This window comes from Burkholderia sp. AU31624, from assembly GCF_020420065.1.
Lineage (GTDB): Bacteria > Pseudomonadota > Gammaproteobacteria > Burkholderiales > Burkholderiaceae > Burkholderia.
Map to the genome: position 1 here is coordinate 130,285 of NZ_JAIZRT010000011.1, position 23,854 is coordinate 154,138.

At 71.8% G+C, this 23,854-nt stretch carries 9 protein-coding genes; 8 read left to right on the forward strand and 1 reads right to left on the reverse strand.

Features of this window, described 5'->3' with window-relative positions; genetic code table 11:
* The first annotated feature begins 16 nt into the window (after window positions 1–16).
* From LGM89_RS32640 to LGM89_RS32660, 5 genes are read left to right on the forward strand one after another with little or no spacing between them, the layout of a single operon-like run.
* The gene (locus LGM89_RS32640; RefSeq protein WP_226275186.1) at window positions 17–1,024 is read left to right on the forward strand and encodes a TauD/TfdA family dioxygenase; all 1,008 of its coding nucleotides are present in this window, start codon (window positions 17–19) and stop codon (window positions 1,022–1,024) included.
* Window positions 1,024–1,872 (forward strand): ABC transporter ATP-binding protein, encoded by an 849-nt coding sequence (locus LGM89_RS32645; protein ID WP_089494817.1) that lies wholly within the window; start codon window positions 1,024–1,026, stop codon window positions 1,870–1,872. Before LGM89_RS32640 ends, LGM89_RS32645 begins: the two co-directional genes overlap by 1 nt.
* On the forward strand, window positions 1,869–3,959 hold the full coding sequence (gene fhuB, locus LGM89_RS32650; protein ID WP_089494818.1) for a Fe(3+)-hydroxamate ABC transporter permease FhuB: 2,091 nt from the start codon (window positions 1,869–1,871) through the stop codon (window positions 3,957–3,959). The genes LGM89_RS32645 and fhuB overlap by 4 nt, the downstream gene beginning before the upstream one ends.
* Entirely contained in the window at window positions 3,956–4,759 is an 804-nt protein-coding gene (fhuF, locus tag LGM89_RS32655; protein WP_226275188.1) for a siderophore-iron reductase FhuF, read from the forward strand. The genes fhuB and fhuF overlap by 4 nt, the downstream gene beginning before the upstream one ends.
* Window positions 4,756–5,793, forward strand: a complete 1,038-nt coding sequence (locus LGM89_RS32660) for an ABC transporter substrate-binding protein (protein ID WP_089494820.1) — start codon at window positions 4,756–4,758, stop codon at window positions 5,791–5,793. Before fhuF ends, LGM89_RS32660 begins: the two co-directional genes overlap by 4 nt.
* A gap of 316 nt (window positions 5,794–6,109) precedes the next feature.
* On the opposite strand, the gene LGM89_RS32665 is transcribed toward LGM89_RS32660, so the two are convergent.
* Window positions 6,110–7,855 (reverse strand): cyclic peptide export ABC transporter, encoded by a 1,746-nt coding sequence (locus LGM89_RS32665; RefSeq protein WP_226275192.1) that lies wholly within the window; start codon window positions 7,853–7,855, stop codon window positions 6,110–6,112.
* A gap of 272 nt (window positions 7,856–8,127) precedes the next feature.
* Here LGM89_RS32665 and LGM89_RS32670 point away from each other — a divergent pair, with 272 nt between their 5' ends.
* From LGM89_RS32670 to LGM89_RS32680, 3 genes are read left to right on the forward strand one after another with little or no spacing between them, the layout of a single operon-like run.
* Window positions 8,128–17,793: a non-ribosomal peptide synthetase gene (locus LGM89_RS32670; protein WP_226275197.1), complete on the forward strand. Its 9,666-nt coding sequence runs from the start codon at window positions 8,128–8,130 to the stop codon at window positions 17,791–17,793.
* Window positions 17,794–17,802: 9 nt separating this feature from the next.
* Complete coding sequence (locus LGM89_RS32675; protein ID WP_226275201.1) at window positions 17,803–22,803, forward strand: non-ribosomal peptide synthetase; 5,001 nt, start codon at window positions 17,803–17,805, stop codon at window positions 22,801–22,803.
* The gene (locus LGM89_RS32680; protein WP_226275202.1) at window positions 22,793–23,827 is read left to right on the forward strand and encodes a GNAT family N-acetyltransferase; all 1,035 of its coding nucleotides are present in this window, start codon (window positions 22,793–22,795) and stop codon (window positions 23,825–23,827) included. The genes LGM89_RS32675 and LGM89_RS32680 overlap by 11 nt, the downstream gene beginning before the upstream one ends.
* Window positions 23,828–23,854: the final 27 nt, after the last annotated feature.

The following is a 23,854-nucleotide window of genomic DNA, read 5'->3' on the forward strand; positions in this document are numbered from 1 at the left end:
CTGAAGAGGACGTTGCATGACCCTGCTTTCGTTGCCGACGCTCGACGACCTGCGTATCGAGCCGGGGCTGCCCACCGTCGTGTCGCCGCGCGGCAGTGACGGCATGTCGATCGACGACGTCGCGCCGCTGGCGCGCGAGATCGCGGCCGACACGCTCGAACGGGCGGGCGGCGTGCTGTTCACGGGTTTTCACGTGCCGTCGATCGACGCGTTCCAGCAGTTCGCGGCATCGTTCGGCGATCCGCTGATCGGCTATGAATACGCATCGACGCCGCGCAGCCAGGTCGAGGGCGCGGTCTACACGTCGACCGAATATCCGCCGCACCGCGCGATTCCGCTGCACAACGAGCAGTCGTATACGCGCGAATGGCCGCTGCGGATCTGGTTCCACTGCGCGCTCGCCGCGCCGAAGGGCGGTGCGACGCCGATCGCGGACAGCCGCGCCGTCTATCGCGCGCTCGATCCGGCGTTGATTGCGCGTTTCGAGAAGCGCGAGCTGCTGTACGTGCGCAATTTCGGGCAGGGGCTCGACCTGCCGTGGCAGCAGTCGTTCGGCACCGACGAGCCGGCCGAAGTCGAGCGGATGTGCGCGGCGCGCGGCATCGAATGCGCATGGCGCACCGACGATGACGGCGAGCTGCTGCTGCGCACCCGCGAACGCTGCCAGGCCGTCGCACGGCATCCGCGCACCGGCGAGCGCGTGTGGTTCAACCAGGCGAACCTGTTTCACCTGTCGGCGCTCGACGACGACATGCAGGAAGCGCTCGTCGACGCGGTCGGGCTCGAGAACGTGCCGCGCAACGTGTATTACGGCGATGGCGAACCGCTCGAAGCCGACGCGCTTGCGGAGATCCGCGGCGTGCTCGACCAGCAGCGCATCGTGTTCCCGTGGCGCACGGGCGACGTGCTGATGCTCGACAACATGCTGACCGCGCATGCGCGCGACCCGTTCGAGGGGCCGCGCAAGGTCGTCGTCGCGATGGCGCAGAGTTATACGGTCCCGCGCGGCCGAACGGAGGATTGATGACGCGTCGTACCGCCGCGCTTGCCGCGCGCGGGCTGTCGGTAGGGTATCGCGACCATGTCGTGATCGACGGGCTGGACCTGTCGATCGCGGCCGGCCGCGTAACCGCGCTGTGCGGACCGAACGGCTGCGGCAAGAGCACGCTGCTGCGCACGCTCGCGGGCCTGCAGCCCGCCCGTGCCGGCCATGTCGAAGTCAATGGCCGGCCGCTTGCGGCGTTTCGCCGTCGCGCGCTCGCGCGCGAGCTGACGATGCTCGCGCAGTTCAACCAGATTCCGTCGGGCCTCACCGTGCGCGAGCTCGTCGCGTACGGGCGCTATGCGTACGGCGGCTTCCTGCGCGGCCTGTCGCGGGCCGATCACGCGGCAATCGACGAGGCGCTCGAGACGAGCGGCCTCGCGGGCGACGCGGACCGCGACGTCGGCGCGCTGTCGGGTGGCGAGCGTCAGCGCGCGTGGATCGCGATGGCGCTCGCGCAGCAGGCGCCGATCGTGCTGCTCGACGAACCGACGACCTATCTCGACATCCATCACCAGCTCGACATCCTCGATGCGCTGCGCACGCTGAACCGCACGCGCGGGCTGACGATCGTGTGGGTGCTGCACGACCTGAACCAGGCGGCCGCGTACAGCGATGAAATCGTACTGATGCGCGCGGGCCGCCTCGTCGCGCAGGGCACGCCCGACGCGATGCTCGATCCGGCGCGGCTGCGCGCGGCGTTCGGCGTCGAGATGCTGAAGCTTTCGCATCCGCAGACGGGCGCGCCGATGTGCGTGCCGGCCTACGGGCCGACGACCGACGGCGTGCCGCAGGCGGCCGGCGTCTTCGACCGGGATCTCGCGGTATGACGACGTTCGCGATGCGCAAGCGCCTCGCGGCGGCGGGGAAGGGCACGGCATCGGGCCGGGCCGGCGCGATCGCGTTCGGCCTCGTCACGTTGATCGCGCTGCTCGCGGCGCTGCGCGTCGCGCCCGATCTGCGCGTGTGGTGGGACGCGGTGCCCGGTAGCGATGCCGCCGCGCTCGCGCACGTGTTCCTGTTCGACCTCAACCTGCCGCGCGTCGCGGCCGCGCTCGTCGCGGGCGGCTGCCTCGGCATCGCGGGCGCGCTGTTCCAGTCGCTCACGCGCAATCCGCTCGCGTCGCCCGACCTGCTCGGCGTGACGGGCGGCGCCCAGCTCGGCCTGCTCGCGGCGATGCTCGTGCCGGCGCTGGCCGGTGTCGCATCGGTGCCGCTGCTGTTCGTCTGCGGGCTGGCCGCGGCCGCCTGCGCGATCGTCGCGGCCGGCGGCTGGCGCGCGACGCCGTTGCGCCTCGTGCTCGCGGGCAGCGTGTGCATGCTGCTGTTCGCGGCGCTGTCGACGCTCGTGCTCGCGTTCTTCGAGCAGAACATCGCGGGCGCCGCGCTGTGGACCAACGGCAGCCTCTACCAGCCGGGCGCGACGGGCCTCGCGCTCGCCGCGCGCTGGCTCGTCGTGCCGCTCGTCGCGTTGCCGTTCGTGATCCGGCCGCTGAATCCGCTCACGCTCGGCGACGATGCGGCGGCCGCGGCCGGCGTGCGCGTCGATGCGACGCGGCTCGCCGCGACGATCGTCGCGGTCGCGTTCACGAGCGTGGCGGTCAGTATCGCGGGCCCGCTGTCGTATGTCGGCCTCGTCGCGCCGAACCTGCTGCGCCAGGTGCGCGGCGCGCGCGCGGCGCGGCTCGGCGTGCTGGTGCCGCTGTCGGCGCTCGCGGGCGGTGCGCTCGTGCTCGTCACCGACAGTGCGGTGCTCGCGTCGGGTCTCGACGCGACGCTGTCGACCGGCGTCGCGATCGCGCTGGTCGGCACGCCGCTGATGCTGGCGATGATCCGGCGCGGCGCCGCGTGGTCGGGCGTGCTGCACGCGGATGCCGAACGCGCATCGGGCGGCGGCTCGACGCGGCTCGTCGGCTGGCTCGAACGACTCGGCTGGCCGCTGCGCACGGCGCTGTTCGTCGTGGCGGGCGTGCTGATCGTGTTCGTCGGCGTGTCGGCCGGCCCCGAGTGGCTGTCGATCGCGCGCTGGTCGGCTGCGCTGTCCGGCCACGATGCGCTCGCGCGGATGCTGATCGACCTGCGCATGCCGCGCCTGTTGTGCGCGCTGCTTGCCGGCGCGTTGCTGGCGGTGAGCGGCGTCGCGATGCAAAGCGTCGTGCGCAATCCGCTCGCGGGCCCCGAAGTGCTCGGCGTCACGCAGGGCGCGGGGCTCGTCACGCTGTTCGCGTTGTCGACGTGGCCGCTGATGGGCCATGTGACGCTCGCGGCGGCCGCGCTGATCGGCGGCGGGCTGTCGCTCGCGGTCACGCTCGCGTTGAATCACCGGCATCGCTATGCGCCGCTCGCGGTGGCGTTGACGGGTATCGTGATCGGCGCGCTGTGGACCACGCTCGCGCAATGGCTGATCACGCAGGAAAGCGTGCAGCCCGCGCGCTTCGTCGTGTGGCTCGTCGGCGGTACCTATGGCCGGAGCTGGGGCGAGGTGTCGATGCTGCTGCCGTGGTGCGTGCTCGCGGTGCCCGTGTTCGCATGGCTCGCGAAACCGCTCGACATGCTCGCGCTCGGCGACGACCAGGCGGCCGCGCTCGGCCTGCCGGTGGCCGCGTTGCGGCCGCTCGCGCTGACGATCGCGACGCTCGCCGCATGCGCGGCTGTCGCGGCGGTCGGGCCGGTCGGTTTCATCGGGTTGATGGCGCCGCACGTCGCGACGATGCTCGGCGCGCGCCGGCACCGGACGCGGCTGTGGCTCGCGGCCGCGTGCGGCGCGCTGATCCTCGGCGTGGCGGATCTCGCGGCGCGTACGGTCGTCGCGCCGCGCGAAGTGCCGGCCGGCGTGCTGACCGCGCTGATCGGCGCGCCGTACCTGCTCGGACTGCTGATCCTCGAGGGGCGCCGCGCCCGGCGCGCAGGGCGATGACGCCCGCGCTCGACGACGCGCGCGCCACGCGTTTTTCGACGTTCGCGCCGGAACCGTTCGCCGAACACCTCGACGTCGTCTGGCTCGGCATGCCGGACGACGCTCACGATGCGCCGGGCCGGATCGTCGTACCCGTCATCACGCTGCCCGATCACCGCGAGGCAATCCTCGACGTGATGGTCGGCCATTACGGCGGCGATCCGGCGCAGCATGCGCGCGCGCTGATGTCGCAATGGAGCAAATACTATTTCGGCCGCGCGGCGCCGGCCGGCGTCGTCGCCGCGCTGACGCTCGGCCGGCCGCTCGACATGTCGCCCGAGCGCACGTTCGTCGCGCTCGACGACGGGATGCCCGCCGCGCTGTACTTCCCGCACGATGCGCTCGGCGTACCGTGCGACGACCCGGCGCCCCGCTATGGGGGGCTCGTCGCGCATCTCGGCGCGGTGATCGACCTGCTCGCGGCGATGGGCCGTGTCACGCCGCGCGTGCTGTGGAGCAACGCGGGCAACCTGCTCGACTATCTGCTCGATACGTATCGTGCGCTGCCATGCGCGGCCGATCCCGTCCGCGATGCGGACTGGCTGTTCGGCTCGCGCTGCGTGCATGGCGAGCCGAATCCGCTGCGCGTGCCCGTGCGCGATGCCGTGCCGCGCTCGGCGCTGCTGCCGACGCCGTTTCGTGCGCGCCGCGTGTGCTGCCTGCGCTATGAAATTCCTGGAGAAACGCAACTGTGTGGAAGCTGCCCCCTGCTACTGACGATGGACGACGCGGCGCTGGCCGAGCAGGACGCGATCCGGTGATGGACGCCGGCCGCCGGCACGCGCTCGGCACACTCGCGGCGCTCGGCGCCGCGTGCTGCGGCGCGCTTGCCGCATCGTCCGGCGCGGTTGCCGCGACCCTCGATGCCCATCGCGAGCAGGGCGCGCGTGCGCCGGGGGCGGTGTCGCTGGCCGGTAACCCCGTCGTGTCGCAGGCGAGCGCGACGATGCCGGTGCGCCCGCAGCGCGTGGTCGCGCTCGACTTCATGTTCGCGGAAAGCGTGATCGCGCTCGACCTCGTGCCGGTCGGGATGGCCGATACCGCGTTCTATCCGGGCTGGCTCGGCTATCAAAGCGAACGGCTCGCGAACGTGACCGATATCGGTTCGCGCCAGGAGCCGGGGCTCGAGGCGATCGCGGCGGTCAAGCCCGACCTGATCATCGGTGTCGGTTTCCGGCATGCGCCGATCTTCGACGCGCTCGATCGAATCGCACCGACGATCCTGTTCCAGTTCAGCCCGAATGTGTCCGATGGCGGCGTGCCGGTCACGCAGCTTGACTGGATGCGGCAGATCTTTCGGACGATCGGTGCGGTGACAGGGCGCGACGCGCGTGCGCAGGCGGTCGATGCGCAGCTCGATGCGGGCATCGCGCGCAATGCGGCGCGGCTCGCGGCCGCGGGCCGCAAGGGCGAGCGTGTCGCGCTGCTGCAGGATCTCGGCTTGCCCGACCGCTACTGGGCGTATACCGGCAACAGCACGTCAGCGGGGCTCGCGCGGGCGCTCGGGCTCGACCCGTGGCCGAAGAAGCCGACGCGGGAAGGCACGCTGTACGTGACGTCGGCCGATTTACTCAGGCAGCGCGAGCTGGCCGTGCTGTTCGTGACCGCGTCGGGGCTGGACGTGCCGCTTTCCGCGAAACTCGATTCGCCGGTGTGGCGCTTCGTGCCCGCCATGAAGGAACACCGGATCGCGCTCATCGAACGGAACATCTGGGGGTTTGGCGGCCCGATGTCGGCGCTGAAGCTGGCCGACGTGATGACCGATACGATGCTGAAGCTGCCGGCCATGCGTTGAGCCGAGTGCGCGGCGGTCGATCGGCGGACGACGCTGCTTCGACTTCGACGGGCAGGGCATTGTGGTCGGCCTGCGCGCGCCGCGCGGCGATCCGGCTCGACCCGGCCGCGTGGCCGGCGGTCGCGCTCGATGTGATGCGCTTCGGTCGAGTGGCGTCCTTGCCGACGGCGGCCGCTGCAAGTGCGCGGGACGCGCGGTGAATCGCCCCAGGCGTTCTGCGGTCGCGCAACGCGCCAGCCACATCGCTTCCTGAAACGAAAATCGCCGACGCACTGCCCTTGCAGCACGTCGGCGATTTTTTCCATCGACTGTCGAATTACGCGCTCAGCGCATCGACACCATCCTGCGCGCGAGACCGCGCCGGCATCGTATCGCTGACGATGCGCCCGTTGTCGAGCTTCAACAGACGGTCGGCGAGATCGAAGTAGCGGTCGTCGTGCGTGATCACGATCACGGCCTTGCCGCGCGCCCGCAGCTCGGGCAGCAGTTGCTCGTAGAACACGGCCTTGAACGACGGGTCCTGGTCGGCCGCCCATTCGTCGAACAGGTAGAACGGCCGATCCTCCAGGTACGCGACGACGAGCGCGAGCCGCTTGCGCTGCCCGGTCGACAGTGCGCGGGTCGAGAATGCGCCGTCGACCACCTTCACCTTGTGGTCGAGCGCGAGCTTCGCGACCAGCGCGTTCGCGCGCGCATCGGCCTGCGCACGGGACGGATCGTCGGGATCGACGATGCCGAGCAACGCATCGAACAGGTGGAAATCGTTGAACACCGCGCTGAAGCGCTGCCGGTACGCGGCGCGCTCGCGCCAGCCGATCGTGCGGCCGTCGACCTCGATCGTGCCTTCCTCGGGTTCGTAGAGGCCCGTCAGCACCTTCGCGAGCGTCGTCTTGCCGCTGCCGTTGCCGCCGACGATGAACACGAGCTCGCCCGGCTGGATCGTCAGGTTGATCGGCCCGATGCTGAACATCCGTTCGTCGCGTTCGTGGAAGTACGCATGCGTGACGCCGCGCAGCGTGACGGCGCCGGCCGGCGGCACGTCGGGGGCGTCGGACGCGGGCGGCACCGTGCGCAGCGCGCCGAATTCGGCCATCACGCCTTCGATCCGCGTGAGCGACACGCGGGCCGCGTTGACGGTCGGCAGGTTGTTCAGCAACCCGTCGAGCGGCACGAGCATGAACAGGAACACGACGACGTAGCCGGCGGCCGCGGCCGGATCGGCATGCACGCCGAGCTGCGGCCAGAACGACGCGATGCCGAGGAACACATAGAACAGGAAGATGATCCAGCCGACCCCGACCGCATACGCGCTGAACGCGCGGCGGCGGTGGTCGCGCACTTCGCCGATCGCGGCGCCGAGCTGGCCGTCGACGAACTGGCGGGCACGTTCATCGTGCAGCTTCAGCTCCTTCGCGCCGGAAAACAGCGAGCCGAGATAGCCGAACAGCCGATCCTGCGCCTGGCCGGCCGCTTCGAGCGATGCGATCGCGCGGCGGTCGCCGGTGTGATAGCCGAGCGAGCCGGCGATGATCGCGGCCAATGCCAGCAGGCACACCGGCCACGACAGCCACGCGAGATAGCCGAGGCAGCCGAACACGATCGAGCCGTGCATGACCAGATTCGGCAGCGCGAAGAACAGCATCGACACGTTGGTGGCGTCGTCGGTCAGCACCGACTGCACGGGCGCCGCGCCGATCCGCTCGATGTCGCGCAGCTCGGCCGCGCCGACGCGCCGCGCGAGATGCACGCGCAGCCGCGCCATCGTGTCCTGCGACAGGCGGGCAAACAGCGTGCCGGACACGATCCGCGTGACGAGTGCGATCACCGCGCACAGCGCGAAGCGCCACGCGAGCGACGCGTCGGCCGCGCCCGGCTGCGACAGCGCGCGGTTCAGCGTCGCGACGAGCAGCACGCTCGCGACGCCGTTCAGCACGCACGCGGTGAGCGCCAGCGCGAGCGACACGCGGCTTTCGCGCAACAGCGCAAGGATCAGGCGCGCCGCGGGGCGGCCGGGGGAAGCGTCGAGGGACGGCGGGGAGGAAGGCTCGTGGGCGGCTGTCATCGGCAACGTCGGTAAAGGGAAGGCAAGCGAAAACGCGGAAACGGCAAAACTGACGCGAAAGCGGCGGGCGAGGCGGGCCCCGTTCCGGCTTTCCTCCCTGATAGACGAACGGGCCGCGCAAATATTTAGCGGCCCGTTCAAAAAAAGCGTCCGCACGCGCGTTGCGCACGAAACGGTAAAAAATCGGCCGCGCCGTTCGTCACACCAGTGAAGCCGCCCCCAAGCGGCCCCGAGACTTGGCCGAAGCGGCCGGACCGAAGGACTTCACGCACATGACGAGTTTCCCGACTGCGCTGCATCACCGAATCCGCGAACTGGCGCGCGTCGCGCCCGACGCACCCGCGATCGCGGTCCCTTTCCAGAATGACTTGCGCCTGTCGCGCGGCGCGCTCGACGCGCGGGCGTCGCGGCTGGCCCGGCAACTGCGCGCGGCCGGCGTCGGCGCGGAAGTGCGGGTAGGCGTGTGCGTCGAGCGCTCGGCCGAACTGTTCGTCGCGCTGCTGGCCGTGCTGAAGGCGGGCGGCGTGTTCGTGCCGCTCGATCCGCGTCATCCGGCCGCGCGCCTCGACTGGATCGTCCAGGATGCGCAGTTGCGCCACGGGATCGTCGACGCGGCCGGCCGCGCGGCGCTCGGCACGCCGTTCGACCACACGTTTGACGCGGCCGACGGCGCGGCGGACGGGCAGGAGATCGTTGCGGATGACGAAGCAGTGCCCGTTCACCCGCGTGCGGCCGCCTACATGATCTATACGTCGGGGTCGACGGGCACGCCGAAGGCGGTCGTCGTCGAACACGGGCCGCTCGCCGCGCACTGCGACGCGCTCGCGGCCGCACTGCCGATCGAGGCGGGCGACCGCCTGCTGCATTTCGCATCGGTCAATTTCGACGCCGCGCATGAATGCTGGCTCGCGCCGCTCGCGACCGGCGCCAGCATCGTCGTGGCGCCGCCGCAGCCGTTCGCGCCGGATGCCGCGCATGCGCTGCTGGTGAATGAATCGGTCAACGTGGCCGCGTTCCCGCCCGCATACCTGCGCGAATTCGCGGCGGTGGCCGCACGCGACGGCGTGCCGCCGGCCCTGCGCGTGCTCGCGTTCGGCGGCGAAGCACTGCCGCAGCAGGCGTTCGAATTCGTGCGCGGCACGTTCCCGTCGGTACGCCTGATCAACGGCTACGGGCCGACCGAGGCCGTGATCTCGCCGATGCTGTGGCCGGTCGAGCCGGGCGAGACGCCGGTGCTGGCCGCCGACGATGCGTATGCGTCGTTGCCGATCGGCCGCGTGATCGGGCCGCGCGTCGCGCGTGTCGACGGCGGCGAGGCCGATGGCGTGGGTGAGCTGCTGCTGGGCGGCGTCTGCGTCGCGCGCGGCTATCACGGCCGCCCGGCGCTGACGGCCGAACGCTTCATTCCCGATGCGGACGGCGAACCTGGTGCGCGCGTGTACCGCACCGGCGACCTCGCACGGCTGCGCGACGACGGCGCATTCGATTACCTTGGCCGCCTCGACGACCAGGTTCAGGTGCGCGGCGTGCGTGTGGAGCCCGCTGAAATCGCCGCGTGCCTGCGTTCGCATCCGGCCGTGGCCGACGCGGCCGTGGTCGCCGAAACCGGCAACGGGCCGATACGGCTGATCGCATGCGTCGCGCTGCGCGCGGCGGCCGACGATGCGGCGCTGAAAGCGCATGTGGCCGCGCAACTGCCGGCCGCCTGGCAGCCGCACCGGTTCGTGCGGTGCGATGCGCTGCCGTATACGCTGAACGGCAAGCTCGATCGTGCCGCGCTGCGCGAGCAGATCGCCGCCGCGCGCGACACCGCGCAAGGCAGCGGCGACGCACCGCGCACGCCGACCGAGCAGCAGCTCGCCGGCCTCTGGCAGACGCTGCTCGGCCTCGACGTCACGCCGTCGCGTGACGATCGTTTCTTCGCGCTGGGCGCCGATTCTCTTGCGGCGATGCAGTTGCAGGCCGCGATCCGTGCCGAAGTACGCGTGAACCTGCGGCTCGACACGCTGTTCGCCGATCCGGCGCTCGTCGAACTGGCCGACGCGGTCGACCGTGCGGAACGCGAAACCGGCGAGCCGCTGGCCACGATTTCCGCACGCCGTGTACCGGCCGATGCGGCCGTGTCCACCGCACCGTATGTCGACCGCGCCGCATCGCTCGCCCAGCAACGTTTCTGGGTACTTGCGCAAACGCGCGATGCAAGCGCCGCGTATCACATCGCCGCACACTGGACGATCGACGGCACGCTCGATCGCGCGGCGCTGCAGCGCGCGCTCGATCACGTGATCGGACGCCACGAAGCCTGGCGCACGACGCTCGTCGACAACGACGACGGCGTCGTGATGCAGCGGATTCATGCCCATCTGCCGGTGTCGATCGCCGACCTCGACCTGCGCGACCAGCCGCCCGCCGCGCGGGACGCGCAAGCCGCCCGTCTCGCCGAGCGCGAGGCGGCCGAGCCGTTCGACCTCGCACGCGGCCCGCTGCTGCGCGCAACGCTGGTCGCACTCGCCGACGACCGTCACCGTCTGCTGCTGACCGCCCATCACGCGATCACCGACGGCTGGAGCTCGCGCTGCGCGTTCGACGAACTGTCGGCCGCCTATCGCGCGTATGCCGAGGGCCGCGAGCCGTCGCTGCCCGACCTGCCGATCCAGTACGCCGACTACGCGGACTGGCAGCGCGACATGCTGGCCGACGGCGAGGGCGAGCGGCAGCTCGATTACTGGCGCGGCGCGTTGCGCGACGTGCCGGGCCCGCTTGCGCTGCCGGTCGATCGCCAGCCGGGCGCCACACGCACGCTGCAAGGCGCGCGCGTGTCGGTGCGGCTGCCCGACGCGGTCGCGGCCGACGTGCGGCAACTCGCGCGCGACGCGCAGGCAACGGTCTTCACGGTGCTGCTGGCCGGGCTCGACGCATGGCTGTCGCGCCTGACCGGCGCAACGGACGTCGTCGTCGCGGTGCCGGTCGCGCATCGCCAGCGCCCGGAAACCCGTGCGCTGCTCGGGCTGTTCCTGAACACGGTCGCGCTGCGTGTGCACGTGGCGCCGACGCTGCCGTTCCGTGCGCTCGTCGATGCGACGCGCACGGCGGCACTCGATGCGCTCGCGCATCAGGACGTGCCGTTCGAGCGTGTCGTCGATGCGGTGAAGCCGCCGGTCAAGCGCGGCGACGAATGGCTGCGCGTGAAATTCGCGCAGCAGTTCGACGCGCGGCACGACAGCGTGCTGCCGGGCGCGACGGCTGTTGCCACGCCGGGGCCCGACCTCGCTGCACGCTTCGATTTTGCCGTGGATTTCACCGACGATGCGAATGGCATCGAACTGGTCGCGGCCTATGCGACCGACTGCATCGACGCCGACACGGCGCGGGCGTGGCTCGACAGCTACGCGGCGCTCGTCGGTGCGGCCGCGCGCGATCCGCACCAAACGACGGCCGTATTGCCGTGCGACGCGTCGGCTGCTTCGCGCCAGCCGCGCGACGGCCGTGCGCTGCGCGTCGAACATGCGGACATCGTCGCCGCGTTCGCGCGGCAGGCGGCCGCGTATCCGCACCGCATTGCGCTCGCCGATGCGTCGCCGTCGCTGACGTTCGCCGAACTCGACGATGCGTCGAACCGGATCGCCCGCGCGCTGACCCAGCGAGGCGTGGCCGCCGAAGCATCCGTCATCGTCTGCATCGAACGCTCGGCGCGCTTCGTCGTCGGCCTGCTCGGCGCGCTGAAGGCCGGTGCGCTCGCCGTGTTGCTCGATCCCGCGCAGCCTGCCGCGCGACTGGCCGCGGCGGCAGCGGACTGCGGCGCGCGCTGGGCGCTCGTCGCGGACCCGGCCGCATGGCCTGCCGGCATCGACGCACAGCCGCTCGACGTCGACGCGCTCGCGCAGGACGCGACGCTCGCCCACGCCACCGGCGTGCGCCTCGCACCGCATCCGGAGCAGGGCGCGTACCTGATCTATACGTCGGGCTCGACCGGCACGCCGAAGGGCGTCGTCGTGTCGCACGGCGCGCTGGCCGACTACGTGCAGGGGATGCTCGACGAACTCGCGTTCGCCCCGGACGCGTCGTTCGCGATGGTGTCGACCGTCGCGGCCGACCTCGGCCACACGACGCTGTTCGGCGCGCTGTGCGCGGGCCGCACGCTGCACCTGCTGCCGGCCGCCTGCGCGTTCGATCCCGACCTGTTCGCCGAAGAAATGCGCCGCCGCGACGTCGGCGTGCTGAAGATCGTGCCGAGCCACCTGCAAGCGCTGCTCGATGCACGTGTGCCGGCCGACGTGCTGCCGCGCCACGCGCTCGTGACCGGCGGCGAAACGCTCACGTGGGCGCTCGTCGCGCGCCTGGCCGCGCTGGCCCCGGCCTGCCGCGTGATCAACCACTACGGGCCGACCGAAGCGACCGTCGGCGCGATCGCCTGCGACACGGCGTCGATCGCCGCCGACGCGCGCGATCCGGCGAGCGGCGTGCCGCTCGGCCTGCCGCTGCCGAATGCGCGCGCGCTGGTGCTCGACGCGTTCGGCGCGTGCGTGCCGGCCGGCGCGACAGGCGAGCTGTATCTGGGCGGGCCGGGCGTCGCGCGCGGCTACCTGGGGCGTCCGGCGCAGACCGCCGAGCGCTTCGTACCCGATCCGTTCACGCCCGGCGCGCGGCTGTATCGCACCGGCGACCGCGTGCGCCTGCGCGCGGACGGCCGCCTCGCGTTCCTCGGCCGTATCGACGACCAGGTGAAGATTCGCGGCTATCGCGTCGAACCGGGCGAGGTGAGTGCGGCGGTGCGTGCGGCCGGCCCGGTCGCGCAGGCCGAAACGCTCGCGATCGAACACGACGGCCGTCTGCGGCTCGCGACGTTCGTCGTGATGCGCGACGGTTCGACATTCGACGAGGCGGCCCTGCGCGCGGCGCTTGCCGCGAAGCTGCCCGACTACATGGTGCCGGCGCAATTCGTCGCACTCGCACGCCTGCCGGTGACCGCGAACGGGAAGATCGATCGCGCTGCGTTGCGCGAACTGGCGGCCGCGCCGGTCGTGACGGCCTCCGGCGATGCGCCGCAGGGCGCGGTCGAAACGGTGCTCGCCGAAGTCTGGCAGGCCGTGCTGAAGGCGCCGAAGGTCGGCCGCGACGACAACTTCTTCGAGCTCGGCGGCGATTCGATCCTCGTGCTGCAGGTGATCGCCCGCGCGCGCAAGCGCGGCGTGCGCTTCACGCCGAAGCAGCTGTTCGACGGCCCGACGGTCGCCGAACTCGCGCGTATCGCGAAGACGGAGGACGTGACTGCCGCTGCCGCCGTGAAACCTGCGGTCGCAGCCGCTGCCGGCGCGCCGGTGACGGCGCAGGTCCTCACGCCTGCCCAACAGCGCTTCTTCGCGCTCGATATCCCGCATTCGGGGCACTGGAACCAGTCGGTCACGTTCGACGTACGCGGGCCGTTCGACGCCGACGCATTCGCGCGCGCGTTCGACGCGTTGCTGACGCATCACGACGCGTTCCGCCAGCGTTTCGCGCGCGGCGCGGACGGCACGTGGCACGCCAGCGATGCGGCAAAGCCGTACGACGCGCTGCCGTTCGTCGAAGTCGCCGCCCGCGACGCAGCCGACGCGCTCGCGCGCTTCGACGCATTGCAGCGCCGTCTCGACCTCGGCCGCGGGCCGCTTGCCTGCGCCTGCGCGGCACGCTTGCCGGACGGCTCGACGCAGCTCTATCTCGCGATTCACCATGCGATCGTCGATGGCGTGTCGTGGCGCATCCTGCTCGACGACCTCGACACAGCCTATCGCGCCGCATGCGAACGCGCGCCGGTCCGACTGTCGCAGCCGGGCCTGCGTGCGGATGCATGGGCGGTACGGCTTGCCCGTGCGGCAACGGAACCGGCATCGCCGTTCGCGGCCGAGGCCGCGTACTGGGCCGGCATGGCGCAGGGCGACGACATCGTGCCCGATCATCCCGACGCAGCGGCGACGAACGCCGATGCGGCCGCTGTCGTGCAGACGATCGACGCGGCCTTGACGCGCGCGGCGCTCACCGACGCGCACGCGGCTTATCGCACGCAGACGATCGAACTGCTGGGCGCGGCGCTCGCACGGGCGCTGGCCGGCGTGAGCGGTGCCGCATCGTGCCGAGTCGAACTCGAAGGGCACGGCCGCGAGGCGCTGTTCGACGACGTGGATGCCAGCCGCACGATCGGCTGGCTGACGAGCCATTACCCGGTGACGCTGCCGGTCGCGGCCACGGCAAGCGACACGCTCTGCGCGGTCAAGGACGCGCTGCGCGCGGTGCCGCACAAGGGGCTCGGCTTCGGCGTCCTCGCGCACTACGGCGATGCGGCGACGCGTGCGGCGCTGGCCGCCGTGCCGCGTCCGCGCGTCACCTTCAACTATCTCGGCCAGTTCGACGCGCCCCGCGATGCCGCGCTCGTGCCGCGCTTCGGCGGCACCGGCGTGGAGCGCGATCCGCAGGGGCCGCTCGGCAATACGCTCGCGATCCACGCGTACCTCGACACGGATCGCGACGGCGCTCGCACGCTGAAAGTGCACTGGGTCTACGGCGCACCGCAATTCGAGCGCGCGACGATCGACGCATTCGCCGAACGCTTCGCGGCGGCGCTGCGCGAACTCGTCGACGCGTGCGCGTCGCGCGTCGCGCATCGCGGCGGTGGCGCGACGCCGGGCGATTTCCCGCTCGCGCAGGCCGCCGGGCTCACGCAGGCCGCGATCGAGCGCACGCCGCTCGACTGGCGCACGATCGACGACGTCTATCCGTTGTCGCCGATGCAGCAGGGCATCCTGTTCCATGCGCTGTTCGCCCCCGGTCACGCCAGCTACGTGAACCAGCTCGTCGCGACCGCGGCAGCACTTGACGCCGACCGGCTCGCGGCCGCGTTCGACGCGTCGATCGCGCGCCACGACATCCTGCGCACGAGCGTGATGCCGGACGAAGCCGCGCCGCTGCAGTGCGTGCATCGCCACGCGCAAATGCCGGTCGAACAGCTCGACTGGCGCACGCGTGGCGACACGTTCGATGCCGATTTCGACGCCTGGCTCGCCGCCGATCGCGCACGCGGCTTCGACTGGCGCGAGCCGCCGCTGATGCGGCTCACGCTGATCCGTGTGAGCGATGACGCGTGGCGCGTCGTGTGGACGCGTCACCACGTGCTGCTCGACGGCTGGAGCACCGCGCGCCTGCTCGCCGACGTGCTGCGCGACTATCGCGACCCGGATGCCGTGTCGCCGTTCGCGAGCCGCCCGGCACTGCGTTATCGCGACTTCATCGCGTGGCTCGGCACGCGCGACCGCGACGCCGACGAGCGTTTCTGGACCGAACGCCTCGCACGCCTCGACGCACCGACGCTGATCGCGGAACGCACGGCCGACCGCGCGGATGCCGACATGGTCACGTGGCGGGCGACGCTCGATGCCGACACGCTGACGCGTGTCGCGCAGACGGCGCGCGCACTGAAAGTGACGGTCAACACGCTGGTGCAGGGCGCGTGGGCGCTCGCGCTGCAGCGGATGACGCACCAGCCGGCCGTCGCGTTCGGCGCGACCGTCGCGGGCCGCCCCGATGCCCTCGCGGACGTCGATTCGGTGCTCGGTCTCTTCATCAACACGCTACCGGTGATCACGGCGCCCGCGCCGCAGCAACGCGCGGCCGACTGGCTGCAAACGCTGCAACGCGAGAACGCAGCCGCCGCCGAGCACGCGCACACGCCGCTCGCCGACATCCAGCGCTGGGCGCGCGGCGCGGGCGGCGCACTGTTCGACACGCTGGTCGTGTTCGAGAACTACCCGGTCGACGACACGGCGCGCGACGCCGATCCGCGCGCACTCGCATTGAGCGACGTGCGCAGCATCGAATCGACCGATTTCGCGCTGACGCTGGTGATCGAGAGCGGTGCCGAACTGACGATCGACTACGGCTACGACACCGCGCGCGTCGACGCGCGGCAGGTCGAGACCTGGCACCGCGCGTTCGTGTGCGCACTCGATGCACTGGCCCGCACGCCGGATGCGCGGCTCGGCACGCTGTCGATCGCCGACGAAGCCACCCGTGACGCACTGGCGCGGGCGCAAGACACCGCCCAAGCGTGGCCGGCTGCGCAGCAACAGCCGCTGCACCTGCAATTCGCGGATGCGGCACGTTCGACGCCCGACGCGGTCGCGCTCGAATACGCGGACGTTCACGGCGGCGTGCATCGCGCGACCTATCGCGAACTCGACGTCAGCACATCACGCATCGCGGCTGCGCTGCGCCGGCGCGGCGTGCAGCCCGACACGCCGGTCGCGCTGTGCGTCGAGCGCTCGTTCGACATGGTGATGGCGCTGGTCGGCGTGCTGAAGGCCGGCGCGGCGTACCTGCCGATCGATCCCGACTATCCGGCCGAGCGCATCGCCTACATGCTGCGCGACGCGCGGCCGGCCGTCGCGATCACGCAGGCCCATCTGCGCGAGCAGGTCGAGGCCGCGCTCGGCGAGGGCGTCGCGACACAGCTGCTGACGGTAGCGGACCTGCTTGCCGACGAAGCCGAAAGCGACGCTGCCGAGGTGACCGCCGCGATCGACGACGCCCAGCTCGCGTACCTGATCTACACGTCCGGTTCGACCGGCAAGCCGAAGGGCGCGGGCAACACGCACGGCGCGCTCGCGAACCGGATCGCGTGGATGCAGCACGCCTACGGGCTGACGCGCGACGACGTCGTGTTGCACAAGACGCCGTTCGGCTTCGACGTGTCGGTGTGGGAATTCGTCTGGCCGCTGGCGATCGGCGCGAAGCTCGCGATCGCCGCGCCCGGCGACCATCGCGATCCGGCGCGTCTCGCGGCCGCGATCCATGCGCACGGCGTGACGGTGCTGCACTTCGTGCCGTCGATGCTCGCCGCGTTCGCCGCGCATCTCGACGATTTCTCGGCCGCTGCACAGTGCGACAGCGTGCGCCTGATCGTCGCGAGCGGCGAGGCGCTCGCGCCCGAACTCGTCGCGAAGATGGCGCGGCTGCTGCCGAACGCGACGCTCGTGAACCTGTACGGGCCGACCGAAGCGGCCATCGACGTGTCGCACTGGACCTGCGGCCCCGGCGATGCGCAGGCGGCCGCGGTGCCGATCGGCCATCCGATCGCGAACCTGCAACTGCACGTGCTCGATGCGGCTTGGCAGCCGGTGCCGGCCGGCGCGACCGGCGAACTGTATCTCGCGGGTGCGGGCCTCGCGCGCGGCTATCTCGGCCGTCCGGCGCTGACCGCCGAGCGGTTCGTGCCCGATCCGTTCGTGCCGGGCGCGCGCATGTACCGCACGGGCGACCTCGCACGCCGGCGTGCCGACGGCGCGCTCGACTATCTCGGCCGCGTCGACACGCAGGTGAAGCTGCGCGGCCAGCGGATCGAGCCGGGCGAAATCGAGGCGCTGCTGCGCGCGGCGCCCGGCGTGAACGACGCGGTCGTGATCGTGCGCGACGAGCAACTGATCGGCTATGTCGCACGCGGCGACGCGGGCCCGCTCGACCGGGCGGCGCTACTCGACACGCTGCGCGCGCAACTGCCGGCCTACATGGTGCCGTCGCAACTGATCGAACTCGACGCGTTGCCCGTGACGCCGAACGGCAAGTGCGACCGTCATGCGCTGCCCGCGCCGGTGCGTGAAGCGGCCACGGAAGTCGCGCTCGCGACCGACACCGAACGTGCGCTCGCCGGGATCTGGCAACGCGTGCTGCACGTGGACGCGATCGGCCGCGACGGCGATTTCTTCCTGCTCGGCGGCCATTCGCTGCTCGCGACGCAGGCCCACGCGCAGGCGAACCTGCACTGGGGACTCGCGTTGCCGCTGCGCACGCTGTTCGACACGCGCACGCTGGCGCGCTGCGCGGAGGCGATCGACGCGGCCTGCGCGGCCCGCGGCGCGACCGATGCGGCGAGCGCGATCGATGCGCTGCTTGGCGAACTGGAAACCCAATAAGGACGACGGATGACGAAGGTTCAACCCGACTGGCTCGCGCTCGCGACGCGTTTCGCGCAACTGCCGGACGCGCAGCGCGCGGTCTTCATCGACAAGCTCGGCGCGGCCGGCATCGACTTCCGCGTGCTGCCGATCCCGCCGTGCACGCCGCGCCACGACCGCGTGCCGGCGTCGTTCGCGCAGACGCGGCTGTGGCTGCACGCACGGCTGATCGATGCGCCCGATGCGTATCACATCACCGAGCGGCTGGCGCTGACGGGCCCGCTCGACGCGCATGCGCTGCGTCTTGCGTGCGATGCGCTGATCGCGCGCCACGAGGCGCTGCGCACGACCTTCGACGAAGCGCAGGACGGCGTCGCGCAAACGATCCACGCACCGTTGCGCTGCCCGTGGCGTGAAACCGATCTTGAAGCGCTGCCGGACGCGCAACGCACGGCGCGCGCGGCAGCCGTCGCGACGGCCGACGAAGCCGAGCCGTTCGATCTCGGCGTGGCGCCGCTCGTCCGCGCGCATCTGGTGCGCTTCGATGCGACGCATCACTGGCTCGCGCTGACCGTGCATCACATCGTGTCGGACGGCTGGTCGTCGAGCGTGATGCTCGAGGAGCTCGCGGCGTTCTATCGCGCGTATGCGTCCAACCGGTCGGTGTCGCTCGCGCCGCTGCCGATCCAGTACGCCGATTACGCGCTGTGGCAGCGCCGCTGGCTCGACGCCGGCGAGCGCGATCGCCAGCTCGCGTTCTGGCGCGAACGACTCGATCCGCAACGTGGCGTACTGACGCTGCCGGGCGCGACGGCACGACCCGCACGCCGCAGTGCGCGCGGCGCCCGCCATGGGTTTTCGCTCGACACGCGCATCGGTGCGCAACTGCGCGCATTTGCTGCCGCATCGGGCGCCACGCCGTTCGCGGTGCTGCTCGCCGCGCTCGATGCGCTGCTGGCGCGCGCGACCGGCGACGCGCGGATCTGCGTCGGCGTGCCGGCCGCGAACCGCGAACGCGCGGAAGTCGCCGGCCTGATCGGCTTCTTCGTCAACACGCTGGCAATCGACGTCGACGTGCCCGCGCACGGCGATTTCTCGTCGCTGGTCGCGCGCACCCAGCGCGCGCTCGTCGACGCGCAGATGCACCAGGACGTGCCGTTCGAGCAGGTGGTCGATGCGCTCGGCGTGCCGCGCAGCGCGAGCCACCATCCGCTGTTCCAGGTGATGGCCGCGTACGGCGAGCGCCGTGCGCTGCCGGCGCTCGGCGCGGCAGCGGCCGCGTTGCTGCCGTCGGGCACGCCATCCGCGAAATTCGACCTGACGCTGTCGGTCGAAGCGACGCCGGACGGCACGTTCGACGCCGCCTTCATCTACGCGCTCGACCTGTTCGAGGCGGACGCGATCGCCCGGCTGGCCGCACGCTTCGTCACGCTGCTCGCCGATGCGCTCGCGCGCCCGGACATGCCGATCGGCGATCTCGACTGGCTGCCCGCCGCTGAACGCGCGCAACTCTTCGCATGGAACGCCCCGGCGGGCGCGACCGAATCCGAACCGTTCGTGCCGGTGCATGCCCGCATCGCCGCGCATGCTCAGGCACGGCCCGACGCACGCGGCGTGGCCGACATCGACCGCGCGCTGACGCGCGGTGAAGTCGACGCACGCGCGGCACGCCTGGCGCGCCATCTGGTGGCGGCCGGCGTCCGCCCGGAAATGCGCGTCGGCGTCGCGCTGCAGCGCTCGGTCGACCTGCTCGTCGCGCTGATCGCGGTGCTGAAATCGGGCGCCGCGTTCGTGCCGCTCGATCCCGCGCATCCGCGCGAACGGCTCGCGCAGATCGTCGACGACGCGAACATCGCGCACGTGCTGACCGACGGCGCGAGCGCCGCGTCGCTGCCCGAGCTGCCGGATCTGCGCGTGTGGCGCGCCGATGAAGTCGATGCCCTCGACGAAGCCGCGCACGTCATGCTTCCGGACGTGCTGCCGGGCCACGCGGCCTATGCGATCTACACGTCGGGCTCGACCGGCAAGCCGAAGGGCGTGATCGTCGACCACGCGTCGTTCGCGCTGCATTGCGCGGCGATCGCCGAACGCTACGGCGCGGGCGAGAACGACGTGTTCCTGCTGTTCCAGTCGGTCAACTTCGACGGCGCGCACGAAGGCTGGTTTTCGCAATACATGTCGGGCGCCGCCGTGTCGGTGACGGCCGACGTGCTGTGGCCGCCCGCGCAGACCTGCGCGATGATGGTCCGCGACGGCGTGACGATGACCTACGTGCCGCCCGGCTGCGCCGCGCAGCTTGCCGAATGGGCGCTCGCGCATGGTGCGCCGACGACGCTGCGTTCGCTGACCGTCGGCGGCGAGGCGACGTCGCGCGAGGCGTTCGCGCTGCTGCGCCGCGCGCTGCCGAACGTGCGCGTGGTCAACGGCTACGGCCCGACCGAGACGGTCATCACGCCGACGCTATGGATGTTCCGGCCCGGCGACGATCTCGCGAAACTCGGCGACGCCGCGTACCTGCCGATCGGCACGCTGGTCGGCGCGCGCACCGCGCACGTGCTCGACGAACGGCTGCATCCGCTGCCGGTCGGCGTGATCGGCGAACTGTACCTGGGCGGCGAGGGGATCGGCGTCGCGCGCGGTTATCTCGACCGCCCGGCGCTGACGGCCGAGCGCTTCGTGCCCGATCCGTACGGCGCGCCGGGCGCGCGGCTGTACCGCACCGGCGACCTCGTGCGGCGACGCGCGGATGGCGTGTTCGACTTCATCGGCCGCGTCGACCACCAGGTGAAGCTGCGCGGGCTGCGCATCGAACTCGGCGAGATCGAGGCGCAGCTTGCCGCGCACGACGCGGTGCGCGAAGCCTGCGCGGTCGTGCACGGGCAGGGCGCACTGGCGCAACTCGTCGCGTATGTCGAACTGACCGCCGACGCACAGGCGGCCGCGCAGCCGGTCGAAGCCGCGACGCTCGACGCGCACCTGCGCCGCACGCTGCCCGACTACATGGTGCCCGCGCAGCTGATCGTGCTCGACGCGCTGCCGCGCAACGCGAACAGCAAGGTCGACCGCGCACGGCTGCCGGCGCCGGTACGCGTCGAACGTGCGTACGAAGCGCCGCACGACGGCGACGAAACCGCGCTCGCGGCGATCTGGTGCGACGTGCTGAATCTCGAGCGCGTGGGCCGTGGCGATCACTTCTTCGATCTCGGCGGCCATTCGCTCGCGGCCGTGCGCGTCGCGACGCGCGTGGCCGAACGGCTCGGCCGCGACGTGCCGGTGCGCGCGCTGTTCGAGGCGCCGGTGCTCGCGCAGTATGCGTTGCAGGTGGCCGATGCGCCGCGCGCCGCGCATGCCGGTGCGGCGGCGCCGGGCGTGGCCGTCGCCAAACCCGATGCACACGGCGTGTGGCCGCTGTCGCCGGCGCAGCTCGGCCTGTGGTTCCTGTGGCGCGCACAGCCGGACAGCGCCGCGTACAACATTCCGGTCGCGCTGCGGGTGCGCGGCCCGCTCGACGTCGATGCGCTGCGTGCCGCGTTCGCGGATGTCACCGTCGAGCATCCGGCGCTGCGCGCGCGGCTCGTGGTGCGTGACGGCGCACTGCCGGGCCAGCGGATCGATGCCAATGCTTCTGTCGAACTGCCGGTGATCGACCTGTCCGCGCAAGCCGATGTGCTCGCCCGCGCCGCAGCGCTGACCGACGAGGATGCACTCGCACCGTTCGATCTGGCCGCCGATGCGCCGCTGTGGCGTGCGCGCGTGCTGCGTCTGGATGCGGAAGACCACGTGCTGTCGGTGACGATTCATCACATCGTGTCGGATGGCGAATCGATCGAGCTGTGGCTCGATGCGGTTCGTGCACGCTATGTCGCCCGCGTGCAGGGCGGCGCCGGTGCCGTGCCGGCCGGTGAGGCCGACCAACTGGCCGCCCAGCCGCTCGTGCTGCCCGCACCGTGCCATCCGGCCCGCGTCGCCTACTGGCGTGACGCGCTGGCCGATCTGCCGGCAAGCGTGCTGCCGCAGCGCGCGGACGCGCCGGCCGTGCCGCAATGGCGCGCGGCCCGCATCGCGTTCGAATTCGACGGCGCGCTGATCCGCGCCGCACGCGACACGGCGTCGGCCGCGCACGCGACGCTGCCGATGCTGCTGCATGCGGCGCTCAACACCGCGCTGTTCCGCGCGACGGGGGCGGCCGACCAGCCGGTCGGCGTGCTGGCTTCGACGCGCGAGCTGACGGGCGATGCGGCCCGCGCCGCGCTCGGCCTCTTCATCAATTCGGTCGTCGTGCGCACGCGGCTCGACCCGGCCGCGCGTCGCGCGGACGTGCTCGCACAAGTGCGCGACACGGCGCTCACGGCCTACGCGCATGCGGACGTGCCGTTCGCGGACGTCGTCGCGGCGCTGCGCGCGCCGCGTGCCGCGCAGGCCAATCCGCTGTTCCAGGTGATGTTCAACTACCTGCGCCCGACCGGTGCCGCGGCGCGCGACTGGGCCGGCCTGGCGCTGGCCGGATTCGACGATGTGCGCCATCGCGTCGTATTTACGCTGGAGCTGGACGTCGTCGAGCATCCGGACGGCCGCGTGAGCGCCGCGTTCTCGTATGCGGACGAACTGCTCGATCGCGGTTTCGTCGATGCGCTCGTCGATCTCTATCACGACGAAGTCGCGCGCTTCGCCGGCGCGTCGGAAGCGGTGCTCGGTGCGCCGGACAAGCGCGTCGTTGCACAGGCGTCGCATCGCGCGCAGACCGAAAGCAACGCACGCGCCGCAGCGCCATTCCGCGCACCGCATGCGGCGGCCGTGCTCGCGGCGCTGTGGTCCGACACCTTCGCGACAGCCGCGCCCGAACCTGACGCCGACCTGTTCGAAGCCGGCGCGACGTCGTTCGATGTCGTGCGCTTCGTCGACGCGGCCAGCCGCGCCGGCCACACGCTGACGGTCGCCGACGTGTTCGCGTCGCCGACGCTCGCGGCACTCGGCGCGCGGCTCGATGCGCACACGGAAACGGGACAGGAGGCGCGCCATGCTGGCTGAAGTGCGTCCGGACGGATTCACGATGCTCGATACCTACCGCCTCGCATTCGCGGACGGCCTGTTCGCCGTGCGCGACGGCGCGGAGATCCGCGTCGCGCAGGGCGACGGCATCGGCGCGCAGTTGCTGCGCGCACAACTCGGCGACGACGGCGCGCTGCGCCTCGTCGCGTACAACCATCGCGCGGCAGCGGCCGACCAGCGGCGTGCGTTGCTGGCGGCACTCGCCGCGGCGTTTTCGGACAGCGCGCGCCACGCGGCGATCCGGCTCGACCCGGCCGCGTGGCCGGCGGTCGCGCTCGATGCGCTGCGCGCGAGCGGCGTGCTCGCCGACGGCGGCCGCTGCATGCGTGAAGGCTGGGCGCAGCAGGCCGATCTGTGGCGCGTCGGCGCGCATCTGCCGTGCGCGACGTTGCCGATGTTCACCGACGGCCGCCGTCATCCGCGCCGGCCGCCCGCGCCGCGCGGCGAGGTCTACGCGCGCGACCTGCCGGCGCTCGGCGTGCGCTTCACGCTGCGCGGCTGGCAGCCGGCCGAGGATGCCGAACGCCTCGCGCGCTGGTTCGACGAACCGCGCGTGCGCGACGGCTGGCCTGGTGCGCAGCCCGGCTTGAACGGCCCGCAAGGCGCCGCGCCCGACATCGATCCGCACGTGACTCCGCTCGTCGGCTGCTTCGACGGCGAACCGTTCGCGTATGTCGAGGCGTACTGGCTGAAGGAAGACGCACTCGCGCCGCACGTCGCGGCGCGCGACTACGACCGCGGGCTGCGGATGCTGGTCGGCGAGTCGCGCTGGCGCGACCCGCATTGCGTGGCGGGCTGGTTGCCGTCCGTCGTGCATTACCTGTTTCTCGACGACCCGCGTACCGAAGCGGTCGGCTGTGCCGTTCCGGCCGGCCACGCGCGGGTTGCCGACCATCTCGCGCGGCATGGCTTCGCGCGGCAGCGCCGTCTCGCGCTGGCCGACGCGCAGCCGCTGTGGATGCACACGCTGCGCGAGACGTTCTTCTCCGGCCGTCACGTCTGACGCGCCGGATTCACCGACAAGGGAGCT